Below are 13141 nucleotides of genomic sequence, written 5' to 3'. Positions count from 1 at the left end.
AAATAGCATCACTTCACTCTTCCCAGGAGAATTCCATGCCCGCCGCCACGTTATCGGCCACTCAACCAACCCACACCGCCAGGAACGGCCTCGCTTTAACCGCCGTCTGCCTGGTGGCCCTGATGTTCGGCCTGGAGATTTCCAGCGTGCCGATCATCCTGCCCACCCTCGAACAACAATTGGGCACCGGCTTCCAGGACGCCCAATGGATCATGAACGCCTACACCCTGGCATGCACCAGCGTGTTGATGGCAGCCGGTACCCTGGCCGATTGCTTTGGTCGGCGGCGCATGTTGGTGCTGTGCCTGTGGCTGTTTGGCCTGGCCTCGCTGGCGTGTGGCCTGGCTGACGACGCCTCCACGCTGATCGCGGCACGTTTCGTACAGGGCGTGGGCGCCGGGGCGATGATGATCTGTCAGTTCGCGATTCTGTCGCACCAGTTCCGCGAGCCAGCGGCGCGCGCACGGGCCTTTGCGGTATGGGGCGTGATCGCGGGTGTGGGGTTGGGCTTCGGGCCGATGGTCGGGGCGTTGATCCTGGCGGTGGCGGACTGGCGCTGGGTGTTTCTCGTACACGTGCCGCTGACCTTGCTGACGCTAGGATTGCTGCACATCAGCGTGCAAGAATCCCGCGACCCGGCCGGAAACCGCCTCGATATCGCCGGCATGTTGACCCTGACGTTGTCGGTGTTTTCGCTGGTGTACTTCATCACCCAGGGCAGCGAATACGGTTTCGGCACACCGGCCATGCTCGGTTGGGCGGGCTTGGCGTTGGTCGGCCTGATGCTGTTCATATTTATCGAGAGGCGCAGCGCCCACCCGATGTTTGATTTCTCGGTGTTTCGCATCCGCCGCTTCAACGGTGCGCTGATGGGTTCCATCGGCATGAACTTCAGCTTCTGGCCGTTCATGATTTACCTGCCGCTCTACTTCCAGGCTGGCCTGGGCTACGACACCCTGACCACCGGCGGCGCCCTGCTCGCCTACACCTTGCCGACCTTGCTGGTGCCGCCACTGGCCGAACGCCTGGCCCTGCGCTACGGCGCCGAACGCATCATCCCCCAGGGGCTGGGCCTGATGGGCGTAGGCTTCTTGAGCATGGCCGCCGTCAACCTTGCCGCACGACCCAGCATCGTGCTGGTGCTGATCAGTTGCGTGATGGCCGGCGTGGGCCTGGCGCTGACCAACTCGCCGACCACCAACACCACCACCGGCTCCGTGTCGGCAGACCGCGCGGGAATGGCCTCGGGCATCGACCTCAGTGCGCGGTTGATTACCCTGGCGCTCAACATTGCGTTGATGGGGTTGGTATTGCTACTGGGGATCAGCGATCAACTGGCCGCACTCTTGCCCGCCAGTACGCTGACGCAGTGGCCGGCCATCAGCCAGAACATTGCAGCGGGCAAGCTCACCGCCTCAAGCGTACTTGCGGCCACCGACGCCCAGGCGGCGCTGCGTCAGGGCGCTGGCTGGGCGATGCTCTTCGCAGGGGCGGGCGCCGCCGGGCTGGCAGTGTTGAGCCGGTATTTTTTCCGACGTCTGGGGTAAACGAAAACGGGCCTGCATTTGCAGGCCCGTTTTATGGGGGGGATGAAAGAACTGTCAGCTATCAGCTGTTAAATACGGCACGTTCTTTTTCCAGAAACTCCTGTTCAAGCTCATCTTCATTGACTTTGGTATCCGACAAACTTTTACCGGCAGCGCGTGGCTTGCCTTGCAGTCGGCCAAACAGATGTTCCAACGCGTGGTCCAGCTTGGTCGCCGCACCGTCGATCGCCTGTTCCAGGGTATCGGCCTTGTGCAGTACCGAGAGCGGCTGATGGCCCTTTGGCCGTGCTTCCAGACGGCAGCTCAAATCATGGGGACCGGGCTTGTCGCCGTTCTCATCGCGCAGGTAGACCTCAACGCGGGTCAGGTCTTCTTCGTATCGTTCGAGCGTGCTCTCAATGGTAGTACGTACCCACTCCTCCAGTCGGATGCTGCTTTCAATATGGTTATCGCTATTGACTTGGATTTGCATAGTTCTTCCCTTATTTCAGCTAGCTCGCGGGAGGTCACAACTGCAACACCGATGCGGTGAAACCATGACCTCCTGACTACACAATTGAGCAGTCAGCGAAACAATTCAACCCCTTTGCAAAGATAAATCCCACATTACAAATTAACCCTGACTACAAGCAAAAACGCTGTTAGGGTGGGGAGTTAGTTACAACTTATTCCACCCTGCGCCCCTCACAATTGCCCCTCGCCCAACGGGTGCAATCCGCGAAAAATCCCTGCCTCCTCCACCAGCCAGTCATGCACCGCCCGCACGCCCGGATGGTTCAGCGCGCCCGGCGCATACAGCAGCACGTAACGTTTATGGTTGGGCACCGCCAGGCCGAACGGCACGATCAAGGTGCCGCGTTCCAGCTCATCGTTGAGCAAGGTGCGGCGTGCGATGGCCACGCCCATGCCGGCGATGGCGGCTTCGATGGTCAGGTGGTTGCGGTTGAACGTGTGGCCGCGGCGCACATCGGCTTCGTGATAACCGATGGCATTCAGGTAAAACTCCCACTCGGCGTATTCATAACTCCCACGCCAGGCGGTGATGTCGTGCAGCAGCGGGAAATGCACCAGGTCGGCCGGGCCATGCAACGGCGGGCGCCCGCGCAGCAGGCTTGGCGCGCACACCGGGAAAATCTGCTCATCCAGCAGGGCTGTGGATAACAGGCCGGGGTAGCTGCCGTCGTTCAGGTCGATAGCCAGGTCGAAGTCGCCCTCATGCAAGGCGATGCTGCTGTCTTCGGCGACCATGCGCAGCTGAATGTCCGGGAACCGTTGCTGCAAGCGCGGCAGACGCGGGGTCAGCCATTTGCCCAGGAACGACGGGATCGACCGCAGGCGCAAGGTGCCGCTGATCATTCCTGCGTCCAGCCGCTGCAATTCCGCATCGATGCTGCCGTAGGCCTCCCCCACCGTCGCCGCCAGCCGTTGCCCCTCGGCGCTGAGCTCTACCCCGCGTGCACGGCGATGGAACAGCCGAAACCCCAAACGCTCCTCCAGCTGGCGAATCTGCTGGCTCACCGCCCCCGGTGTGATGTGCAGTTCTTCGGCGCAACGGGTGAACGACAAGTGTCGTGCCGCGCAGGAAAACACGTGCAGCCAGACATAAGTCTGGCCATGGAGGGGACGGGTCATAGGGTTTAGTCCTGCTAAAGGGTGTCTTAGGATAATTCGTTGGTCATTGCTGATCCAGAGGCTCAGTATCGCGCCAACTCCGCTCGGCCGACAAAAAATGGCAGCGATTACCTTCCATTGCTTGTAAGGCTTTAGCATGGCTATCAGTGTTTTTGATCTATTCAAGGTGGGCATCGGCCCGTCCAGCTCCCACACCGTTGGCCCGATGCGTGCGGCGGCGACCTTCGCCCAGGCACTGCTCGACCACCATCTGCTGAGCGACACCCGCCGCGTCGAAGTGCGCCTGTACGGCTCACTGTCCGCCACAGGTATCGGCCATGCCACCGACCGCGCCTGTGTGATGGGCTTGATGGGCGAGTGGCCCGATCGCGTCGATCCCACGTCGATCAATGCACGTATCCAGCACCTGCGCGAGTCCGGTCGACTGCTGCTCGCAGGCCAACAGGAAATTGCCTTCAACTGGCAAAGTGATCTCCTGCTGCTGGACGAAAGCCTGCCCTACCACCCCAACGCCATGTCCCTGCACGCCTATGGCGACAACGGCCTGTTGAGCGAACAAACCTACTACTCGGTGGGCGGCGGTTTCATTATCGAAGCGGCTGAGGCCGAATCGGGCCTTGCGCCGACCAGCGATGTGCAATTGCCCTACGACTTTTCCAGCGCCGTCGAACTGCTGGCGCTGTGCAACAAGCACGGCCTGCGGGTTTCCGAGCTGATGATGGCCAACGAACGCGCATGGCGAAGCGATGAGCAGATCCGCAGCGGCCTGCTGCATATCTGGTCGGTGATGCGCGAATGCGTGGAACAAGGGCTGCGCGATGAAGGCATCTTGCCAGGCGGCCTGGATGTTCCGCGCCGAGCGGCGAAATTGCACCGCAGCCTGTTGGAAATCGGCAAACCGAATGTGATCACGTCGACCTTGTCGGCGATGGAATGGGTCAACCTGTTCGCCCTCGCCGTCAACGAAGAAAACGCCGCCGGCGGGCGCATGGTCACCGCGCCGACCAATGGCGCGGCGGGGATCATCCCGGCGGTGCTGCATTACTACATGAAGTTCAATGCCGATGCGTCCGACGACGACGTGGTGAATTTCTTCCTGGCGGCCGCCGCTGTCGGCATTTTGTGCAAGAAAAACGCCTCGATCTCCGGCGCCGAAGTCGGCTGCCAGGGCGAAGTCGGTTCAGCCTGCGCCATGGCCGCGGCCGGCTTGGCCGATGTCCTCGGCGCCACGCCCGAACAGCTGGAAAACGCTGCCGAGATCGGCCTGGAACACAACCTTGGCCTGACCTGCGACCCCGTCGGCGGGCTGGTCCAGGTGCCGTGCATCGAACGCAATGCGATTGCCGCCGTCAAGGCGATCAACGCCACGCAGATGGCCCTGCGCGGCGACGGCAAACACTTCATTTCCCTCGACCGGGTGATCCGCACCATGCGCGATACCGGCGCCGATATGCATGACAAATACAAAGAAACTTCACGGGGCGGCCTGGCCGTGAGCTGGGTGGAATGCTGAGGAGCATTCCCTGACCGTCCCAACGTGAGCCCGCGCAAAAATAATAACGAGGCAATAACGATGACCGATGTACGTACACCTGCTGCCGAAAATCCTGTAATTGAAACAACCGTGAGCAAAGGCTGGACCAAACACGACACCACCTGGATGCTCGGCCTCTACGGCACCGCCATCGGTGCCGGCACGCTGTTCCTGCCGATCAACGCCGGCGTGGGCGGCTTCTGGCCGCTGATCGTGCTGGCGTTGCTGGCTTTCCCGATGACTTTCTTCGCCCACCGTGGGCTGACGCGCTTTGTGCTGTCGGGCAAATCCGGCGACATCACCGAAGTGGTCGAAGAACATTTCGGCGTCGGCGCGGGCAAGCTGATCACCCTGCTGTATTTCTTTGCGATCTTCCCGATCCTGCTGGTGTACAGCGTGGCGCTGACCAACACGCTGAGCAGCTTCATGGAACACCAACTGCACATGGCCCCGCCGCCCCGGGCGATCCTGTCGCTGGTGCTGATCCTCGGCCTGATGGCGATTGTGCGTTGCGGCCAGGGCGTGATCGTCAAGGCCATGAGCGTGCTGGTGTATCCGTTCGTCGCCGCCCTGTTGTTGCTGGCATTCAGCCTGATCCCCAACTGGAACGGCGCATTCTTCGCCTCAGCCAGTGAGGGCATGCCCCTGCCGCTGTTCTTCAAGACCCTGTGGCTGGCGATTCCGGTGATGGTGTTTTCCTTCAACCACTCGCCGATCATCTCCGCGTTCGCCGTCGACCAGAAACGCGTGTATGGCCCGCAGGCCGAGCGCAAAAGCAGCGGCATCCTCGCCACCGCCCACGGCATGATGGTGCTGACGGTGATGTTCTTCTGCTTTAGCTGCGTGCTGGCCCTGTCGCCGGCCGACCTGGCGGCCGCCAAGGCGCAGAACATCTCGATCCTGTCGTACCTGGCCAACCACTTCCAGACCCCGGTGATCGCCTATGCCGCGCCGTTGATCGCGCTGGTGGCCATCACCAAATCGTTCCTCGGCCACTACATCGGCGCCAGCGAAGGTTTTCAAGGTTTGATCGTCAAATCATTGCGCGGGCGTAACCGTTCGATGTCGGCCAAATGGCTGGAACGCAGCACCGCGCTGTTCATGGTGCTGACCTGCTGGGCCGTGGCCACCTTCAACCCGAGCATCCTGGGCATGATCGAAACCATGGGCGGGCCGATCATCGCGTGCCTGCTGTTCCTGATGCCGATGTATGCGATTCGCCGCGTGCCATCGCTGCGCCAGTATTCGGGCCAGGTGTCGAATGTGTTTGTGGTCGTACTCGGCCTGATTGCGCTGTCTGCGATCGTTTTCTCGGTACTGCCCTGAAACAACGCACACACCTGAAGAACAACACTGACTCCATGTGGTAGCGGGCTTGCTCGCCAATGCGGTGGATCAGCCAATGAATACCGGGTTGATCCACCGCATTCGCGCTCCCACATGGAGGTCTCATTGCCAGGGGGATCGCTGTACGGCACGGCGCTTGCTGTACAGATCACAAGGGAAATGGCCGGTGGTCAGGAGATGCGAACTAATCCCGACACCGGTCGTCAATGACTGCATGTTCTTATCAGGCGGTACGCACCATGGACAATCCTTTTCAGATCATCACTGACACCTTCACACCGGAATACCGCGTCAACCTGAGCATCCAGCGGCTGGATGGCAGCATCATGCTCACCCTCTCCAACGAGGCGGGCGTGGTGGCCAAGCGCATGATCAGCGCCGAACAACGCAACGATCCACAGCGCCTTAAACGCCTGGTGCAAAGCATCCAATTCGGCATCGCCATCGAGCAGGGCCACAGCGCCATGGAGATCCTGGCGGTGATGACGGATGGCGATCACAAACTGTTGCAGCGACCACCCAGCCGCGCCCTGCCCTTCAGCGTCGGGCTTTAAAGCTCACCCTTCTCGGTCTCCAGGCTCGCCTCGCCCTTGCGACGCGGGCCTTCGACTTTCACCGAAGGGAACGCCGACGAGGCGTAGCGCACCACCAGAATCGAGAAGGCCAACAGCAGAATCCCACCGCACAGGTAGATGATGCCTACGTCTGGCGGGTTGTGGTGGGACACGTTGGAGATCAACAGGCGCGTCAGCGCGGTGATCGCCACGTAGATCAGGAAGCGCACGGGCATGTGGTTGGTCTTGAAGTAAATCCCGACCATCGCGCCCAATTCCAGGTAGATGAACAGCAGCAAGATGTCATCGATCTTGATATGCCCGTTCTCCAGCATCCCCAGAAATTCCATCACCGCCGCCCAGGCCGTCACCGCACCAATGGCGAACAACGCCAGGTAGTGGAACGACTCCACAAACAGATTACCCAGGGATTCCGCCAGCCCATGCACGTTCTGGCGCAGCCTTTCGGCCCAGTTGATTTTCACGATGATGCTTCCTTAGGTCGGTTCGACCGGATAATGCGGGTTGGACGTGACGGTTGTTCTGCATGCAGAAAAAAGGCCAGCGGCGTGTATAAGATGATGGCGGGGTGACATGAGGCACGCTTAACCTGTATTTACGGGCTACATTAAAAAACTGCTACCCAAACCCCACGGTTTGGCTTACCCTTTTAGCTGTATATAAATACAGTAGTCGCAAAAGACAACTATCGTGAAGGCATGTGAGGTGGTGAATGGCCGTCGAAGTGGTATACCGCAGCAGCCGAGATCTGGAGCGTTTGTTCATGGATAAAGCCGAAGCTGACCGTCATGACAAGATGCTTGAACTCGCTGAGTTGCTCGCAGAAGTGTTGCAAAAAGCCGTGCCGTCGTTGAGCGAGCAGCAGGTTGAGGAAGCCGGGATCTACATGGCGAAGAACCGCGATGTGTTTGCCAAGGCGTTCAAGAGCCAACCGGATGCACTGTCCGAGTTGCTGAACCCGGCGGCGGAATAAAGCCCGAATTGAACAGGCCCTGAATCATTGATTCAGGGCCTTTTTAATATCTGGCTAGCGGTACAGCAGGCGTTCGGCCAGTTCGTCCGCCACCCTGGCGGGGGAGCGTTTTTCGGCTTGGGCGTGGGCGTAGATTTCCGTCAGGCGGGTGCCAATGTTCGACAGGTGCGCGGTGATGGTGGGCAGTTCGGCGCCACGGTGCTTGAGGGCGACGTAGATCAGGCCGCCGGAGTTGATCACGTAGTCGGGGGCGTAGAGGATGCCCCGTGCCTCCAGCTGATCGGCGTTGTCCAGGTGGGTCAGTTGCGCGCTGGCGGAACCGGCGACGGCGGCGCAGCGCAGTTGGCCGACGCTCTGGCGGTTGAATACGGCGCCCAGGCCGCAGGGGGCCAGGATGTCGCAGGGGGTGCTGAGCAATGCATCGTTGGCGATGGGGTGCGCGCCCAATTGCTCCATGGCCAACTGCACCTTGCCATGGTCGATGTCGCTCACCAGCAGCTCGGCACCCGCGGCGTGCAGTTGCTCGGCCAGCGCGTAACCGACGTTGCCCAGGCCCTGCACGGCCACCCGCAGGCCTTCGAGGTTGTCACTGCCCAGGCGCGCCATGGCGGTGGCGCGGATACCGGTGAATACGCCCATGGCAGTATGGGACGAAGGGTCGCCCGCCGCCGTGGTGCTGGTGACGAAACGGGTGTGCTGGGCGATGCAGTCCATGTCGGCCACCGAGGTGCCACTGTCGATGGCGGTGATGAAGCGCCCGTCGAGTTTTTCGAGGCAGCGGCCAAAGGCTTCAAACAACGCGGCGCGGCTTTCCACGTGCACTGGGCGGACAATCACCGCCGTGCCGCCGCCCACCGGCAAGCCAGCCAGGGCGGCCTTGTAGCTCATGCCTTGGGCCAGGCGCGCGGCATCCGCCACGGCACTTTCGTCGTCGGGGTAGGAGAGGTAGCGACAGCCACCCAGGGCGGGCCCGAGACGGCTGTTGTGGATGGCGATGACCGCCTTCAGCCCGGTAACCGGGTCGACGCTCAAGTGCAGCGATTCAAGGCGGGTGCTGTGCATGAGAGCAAACATCGTCAAGCTCCCGAATCACTTCTGGTAGTGGCCCAAGTATAGGCTTGCGGTGGAAAACTGCCGGAATACGCTGGAATAAGCCGCCCGATTTTGCAGGTCGCGCGACATAAGCAAGTGGGATATTTCTCAAGCCACTGGACGAAAATTCCCAGCAAGGCTAAAACGGGGACATCCGCCGGAGAATGCAATGAATCCCCGCAAAGCCTTTTTCGCCTGCCTGGAACGCTCCCCCCCTGCGCTGTTTGAAGCGGCGCTGTGGATTGCCGCCGAGCACGACCCCACGGTGCAGCCGTTGGTGATCCTGCAAGAGCTGACGTTGTTGCAACAGCAAGTCAGCGTAGGCATGCCCATGCTGCCGGCGGATGAACTGGGCCAGCCGCTGCTGCGCCGCTTGAACGACCTGGGCTTCGCCCAGGACGACTTCACCCCGCTACGCCCCGCCGCGGCCTTGCTGGACAAAGTCTTGCAACGCAAACGCGGGCAGCCGCTGGCCATGGGGTTGATCGCGCTGGAGCTGGCGCGACGCCTGCACATCCCGATGGTCGGCGTGAATTTCCCCGGACACTTCCTGCTGCGGGTACCCGGCGCCGATCACCTGCTGGACCCCTGCGGCGGCCGGCGCCTGTACCCCAACGATTGCCGCGAACTGCTGCAACGCCAATACGGCCCCAACCTCAAGTTGCAGGCCGACCACCTGCACAGCGCCGACCCACGTTCGATCCTGCAACGCCTGTCACGCAACCTGCGCCAACTGCACCTGGCCAATGACGCGCCGCTGGCCGCCCTGGTGGATGCCGAACGTGTACTGGAACTGGGCAATGCCAGCGCCGCCGATTACCTGGCGCGGGCCAGTTTGTATCAGCGCCTGGATTGCCCGAACGCCGAGCGTTTTGATCTGGAGCACGCGTTGATGCTCAGTGAGGACCCGATCCAACGCCTGCGCTTGACCGAGCGATTGGGCCATTTGCCGCCTAACTCAGTGGTGCACTGAGCATCAAGAAGCTGCGGCGCATCAGTGATTGGCCGGCGCTTTTAGAATGTCGCCATGCAACGGACTCACAGGCCCACTTGAGCCCGGTGATCTCACTTGGATGATCAAGAGCGCCGCCATCACCGCCGGAATCGCACAGAAGAAGAAAATCTGCTGCACCGGGATATGCATCGCCAACAACAGGCTGCCGAACAGCGGCCCCAGGATCGAGCCAAACCGACCCACACCCAACGCCCACCCCGTGCCAGTGGCGCGCACGTGGGCCGGGTAGAAGTTGCTGGCGAAAGCGTTAAGCGTCAGTTGCCCGCCGATAATGCAGAACCCGGCGGCAAACACGCACGCCACCAGGTAGCGCGGATTGTCGTGATTCAAGCCCAGCAGGATCGTGCACAGCGCGGCCGCCGCCAATACCCCGGACAACAGGCGCACTTTGCTTTTCAGGCGGTCGGCGAACCAGGCCATGCCGATGGCGCCAAGGGTGCCGGCAAACAGGAACATCGAGGTCACCAGGTTGGCTTGCTTGAGGGCCAGCCCACTTTCCAGCAGCAGCGACGGCAACCAACTGATCATGAAATACAACAGGATCAGGCTGACAAAAAACGTTGCCCAGATCAGCAGCGTCGGGCGCGCATAGCCGTTGCGGAACAGCTCCACTACCGTCAATTGGCCGCCCTGCGCCTGCGGGCTGTCTGCCGCAGCCGCCAGCGGCGCTTGCCAGCCGGGCACCATGTGCGTGCTGACGTCGTGCAAACGCGCATACGGCGGCGCATCCCGCAGCAAGCGCGGCAGCGACTCCGGCAGCAACCACACGAGGAACGGGAACAGCAGCAACGGCGTCACGCCACCGGCAAGAAACACCGCCTGCCAGCCGAAGCCGTCGATAAACCCGGCGGCCACAAAACCACCCGCCGCACCGCCGAACGAAAAGCCGCACGCAGCCAACGTCACCATCAAGGTGCGCAGGCGCGGTGGCGAGTAATCCGACATCAACGCCATGGCGCTCGGCATGGCGCCGCCCATGCCGATGCCGCAGATAAAGCGTGCCGCCATCAAGCTGGTCAGTGAGTGGGCGAACACCATCAGCAGCGTGAGGCTGGCGTAGATCAGCACGCAGCCGAGCAGGATGCGGCGCACGCCAAAGCGGTCCGCCAGCGGCGTGACCAGCAGCGAGCCCAACGTCAGCCCCAGCAGGTTGGCGCTGAACACCGGGCCGAAGGCCGCTTTTTCCAGCCCCCAATCCTTGGCCAGCGCTGGCACCACGTAACCCAGGACCTGGGCGTCGTAGCCATCGGTCACCAGCAACAGCGCCAGCAACAGAAGAATCAACCACTGATAGCGCGACACCGGACGGGCGTCGAGTGCCGCGCGAAAGCTGGCAATCTGATTGTGCATCGCAAGGTACCTATTATTTTCATAAGGATGACGCTGATCAAACTGTGGGAGCTGGCTTGCCTGCGATGGCGGTGCGTCAGGCAACTCATCTGGCACGGGTGCTCCGCTATCGCAGGCAAGCCAGCTGCCACATGTGTATTTAGGGGGTGTCAGGTTGATTGGCAGGGTGCGCCTGAATAAAGGCCGGATGCTGCGCGGCCAACGCCGCCACCCGGCCGATACGCGGATACGCCGCCAACGGCACCTTGAAGCGCTCCGCCGCATACAGCTGCGGAATCAGAAACGCATCCGCCATGCCTGGCTGCTCCCCAAAGCAAAACCCTGTGTCGCCAATCAACTGTTCCACCGCGCCCAGGCCCTGGCTGATCCAATGGCCGATCCATTCCAGCAGTTGCGCTTCGTCATGCCCCCACTGGCGCAACAGGTTCTGGGTGCTGGAGTTGTGCAACGGATGAATATCGCAGCCAATGATCGACGCCACCGCGCGTTCGTGGGCGCGGGTTGCCAGGTCCTTGGAAAGCAGCGGCGCCTGTGGATAACGTTCGTCGAGGTACTCGATGATCGCCGGTGACTGGATCAACAGCTCGCCGTCATCGGTGCGCAGGGCAGGCACGCGGCCCTGCGGGTTGATCGCCAGGTACTCGGGCTGGCGGTTCGCGCCACCGGCCGGCACCAGCAGGTTGACCGGCACCGCACGAAAATCCAGGCCCTTGAGCGCCAGGGCGATGCGCACCCGGTACGACGCGGTGGAGCGGTAGTAGGTATAGAGTTCCATCGCCCTGCCCTCTTAACGTGCGGCGACTACCGTGCCACGGCACTCGCCGAAGCCGATGGAGGCAAACCCTTCGCGGTTGCAGCGGGCGCGCAGGATGATTTCGTCACCGTCTTCAAGAAACTTGCGCACTTCGCCGGAAGGCAACTCGACCACCTTTTTACCGCCCTCGGTCATTTCCAGCAGGCTGCCAAACTGGCCTTCCTGCGGCCCGGACAAGGTGCCCGAACCAAACAGGTCACCGGGCTGCAATTGGCAACCGTTGACGCTGTGATGCGCCACCAACTGGGCGACGGTCCAGTACATATGCAAGCTGTTGCTCAGGGCCAGGCGCTGGGCCGGCAGGTTCTGCTCGCGCATGGCGGCGGTGGTCAGCAGCACTTCCAGTTCGATGTCCAGCGCACCCGCCGCCTGGTCGCGTTTATCCAGCAGGTACGGCAGCGGTTGCGGGTCGCCTTCAGGACGCGCCGGTTGTGCCTTGCGGAACGGCGCCAGGGCTTCGGCGGTGACGACCCACGGCGAGACGGTGGTGATGAAGCTTTTCGACAGGAATGGCCCCAGCGGCTGGTATTCCCAGGCCTGGATGTCCCGCGCCGACCAGTCGTTGAGCAGGCAGAAACCGGCGATATGCTCGGCCGCGTCGCCAATCGCAATCGAGTCGCCCATGGCATTGCCCTGGCCAATCCAGATGCCCAGCTCCAGCTCGTAGTCCAGGCGTGCGCAGGGGCCGAAGCTCGGTTCGGTCTGGCCGGCCGGCAGCGTCTGGCCTTTGGGGCGGCGCACGTCCGTACCGGACGGGCGAACGGTCGAGGCGCGACCGTGGTAGCCAATCGGCACGTACTTGTAGTTGGGCAGCAATGGGTTATCCGGACGGAACAGTTTGCCAACGTTCTGCGCGTGCTCGATGCCGACGTAGAAGTCGGTGTAATCGCTGATTTTCGCTGGCAGGTGCATCTGGCAATCGGCGGCGCGATGCAGCACCTGGGCCTCTCGCGCTTGCAGCGGGCTGCCTTCGGCGAGCAGTTCCAGCAGGCGCTCGCGCAGGGCCACGCGCGGGCCGCGACCCAGTGCGAAAAAGTCGTTCAACTGGCCACCGGCCGTGGCTTCGACGGCACGCCGGGCTTCGCCTTCGAACGCGTCGATGGCCGCGTGCAGGTCCAGGATCGCGTCGCCTATCGCCACGCCACTGCGCGGCGCCGAGCCGTTGTGGCTGAAGATGCCCAGGGGCAGGTTTTGCAATGGGAAATCGGCGTGACCGTTGGCGGAGGCTACCCAGCTGCGGGTCGTGGTGGGCTGAGTCATGG

13 protein-coding genes are annotated in these 13141 nt (G+C 62.0%); 6 read left to right on the top strand and 7 right to left on the bottom strand.

Annotation, left to right across the window (positions count from 1 at the left end; all coding sequences use genetic code 11):
• Nucleotides 1-35: 35 nt before the first annotated feature.
• The gene (locus tag PSH81_RS05250) at nucleotides 36-1547 is read left to right on the top strand and encodes an MFS transporter (protein WP_305392115.1); all 1512 of its coding nucleotides are present in this window, start codon (nucleotides 36-38) and stop codon (nucleotides 1545-1547) included.
• Nucleotides 1548-1608: 61 nt separating this feature from the next.
• Here the strand turns inward: PSH81_RS05250 and PSH81_RS05245 are convergent, their stop codons facing one another.
• Together PSH81_RS05245 and PSH81_RS05240 are read right to left on the bottom strand one after the other, a co-directional pair.
• Nucleotides 1609-2019, bottom strand: coding sequence for an HPF/RaiA family ribosome-associated protein (locus tag PSH81_RS05245; RefSeq protein WP_012722380.1), 411 nt, complete (start codon nucleotides 2017-2019; stop codon nucleotides 1609-1611).
• Between the two features lie 212 nt (nucleotides 2020-2231).
• A complete protein-coding gene (locus PSH81_RS05240; RefSeq protein ID WP_192297479.1) occupies nucleotides 2232-3179 on the bottom strand; it encodes a LysR substrate-binding domain-containing protein in 948 nt (315 codons plus the stop codon).
• A 136-nt stretch (nucleotides 3180-3315) separates the two neighbouring features.
• Between PSH81_RS05240 and PSH81_RS05235 the strand changes: the two genes are divergently transcribed.
• The 3 genes from PSH81_RS05235 to PSH81_RS05225 all read left to right on the top strand — a co-directional run bounded on the left by PSH81_RS05235 (nucleotide 3316) and on the right by PSH81_RS05225 (nucleotide 6614).
• Nucleotides 3316-4692 carry an L-serine ammonia-lyase gene (locus PSH81_RS05235; RefSeq protein WP_226457426.1) on the top strand — a complete coding sequence of 459 codons (1377 nt, stop codon included), beginning with the start codon at nucleotides 3316-3318 and terminating at the stop codon, nucleotides 4690-4692.
• Between the two features lie 60 nt (nucleotides 4693-4752).
• Entirely contained in the window at nucleotides 4753-6039 is a 1287-nt protein-coding gene (locus PSH81_RS05230; RefSeq protein WP_305392114.1) for a serine/threonine transporter, read from the top strand.
• Between the two features lie 260 nt (nucleotides 6040-6299).
• Entirely contained in the window at nucleotides 6300-6614 is a 315-nt protein-coding gene (locus PSH81_RS05225) for a DUF3509 domain-containing protein (RefSeq protein WP_305392113.1), read from the top strand.
• On the opposite strand, the gene PSH81_RS05220 is transcribed toward PSH81_RS05225, so the two are convergent.
• Nucleotides 6611-7099 carry a phosphate-starvation-inducible protein PsiE gene (locus tag PSH81_RS05220; protein ID WP_192297485.1) on the bottom strand — a complete coding sequence of 163 codons (489 nt, stop codon included), beginning with the start codon at nucleotides 7097-7099 and terminating at the stop codon, nucleotides 6611-6613. The two genes, PSH81_RS05225 and PSH81_RS05220, sit on opposite strands and share 4 nt — an antisense overlap.
• Nucleotides 7100-7347: 248 nt before the next feature.
• Here PSH81_RS05220 and PSH81_RS05215 point away from each other — a divergent pair, with 248 nt between their 5' ends.
• Nucleotides 7348-7608 carry a YebG family protein gene (locus PSH81_RS05215; RefSeq protein WP_003188807.1) on the top strand — a complete coding sequence of 87 codons (261 nt, stop codon included), beginning with the start codon at nucleotides 7348-7350 and terminating at the stop codon, nucleotides 7606-7608.
• Between the two features lie 54 nt (nucleotides 7609-7662).
• Here the strand turns inward: PSH81_RS05215 and PSH81_RS05210 are convergent, their stop codons facing one another.
• Complete coding sequence (locus PSH81_RS05210; protein ID WP_192297487.1) at nucleotides 7663-8682, bottom strand: Glu/Leu/Phe/Val dehydrogenase; 1020 nt, start codon at nucleotides 8680-8682, stop codon at nucleotides 7663-7665.
• A 187-nt stretch (nucleotides 8683-8869) separates the two neighbouring features.
• On the opposite strand from PSH81_RS05210, the gene PSH81_RS05205 reads away from it, so the two are divergent.
• The gene (locus PSH81_RS05205; RefSeq protein ID WP_226457428.1) at nucleotides 8870-9673 is read left to right on the top strand and encodes a SirB1 family protein; all 804 of its coding nucleotides are present in this window, start codon (nucleotides 8870-8872) and stop codon (nucleotides 9671-9673) included.
• Between the two features lie 21 nt (nucleotides 9674-9694).
• Here PSH81_RS05205 and PSH81_RS05200 read toward each other — a convergent pair whose 3' ends face one another.
• The 3 genes from PSH81_RS05200 to fahA all read right to left on the bottom strand — a co-directional run bounded on the left by PSH81_RS05200 (nucleotide 9695) and on the right by fahA (nucleotide 13139).
• Complete coding sequence (locus PSH81_RS05200; protein ID WP_226457429.1) at nucleotides 9695-11065, bottom strand: aromatic acid/H+ symport family MFS transporter; 1371 nt, start codon at nucleotides 11063-11065, stop codon at nucleotides 9695-9697.
• 139 nt (nucleotides 11066-11204) lie between these two features.
• Nucleotides 11205-11840, bottom strand: coding sequence for a maleylacetoacetate isomerase (gene maiA, locus PSH81_RS05195; protein ID WP_192297493.1), 636 nt, complete (start codon nucleotides 11838-11840; stop codon nucleotides 11205-11207).
• 12 nt (nucleotides 11841-11852) lie between these two features.
• Nucleotides 11853-13139 carry a fumarylacetoacetase gene (fahA, locus tag PSH81_RS05190; RefSeq protein WP_305392112.1) on the bottom strand — a complete coding sequence of 429 codons (1287 nt, stop codon included), beginning with the start codon at nucleotides 13137-13139 and terminating at the stop codon, nucleotides 11853-11855.
• Nucleotides 13140-13141: the final 2 nt, after the last annotated feature.

It is taken from the genome of Pseudomonas sp. FP2335, from assembly GCF_030687535.1.
Taxonomy (GTDB): Bacteria; Pseudomonadota; Gammaproteobacteria; order Pseudomonadales; family Pseudomonadaceae; genus Aquipseudomonas.
This window is presented reverse-complemented; position numbering and strand designations above follow the sequence as displayed.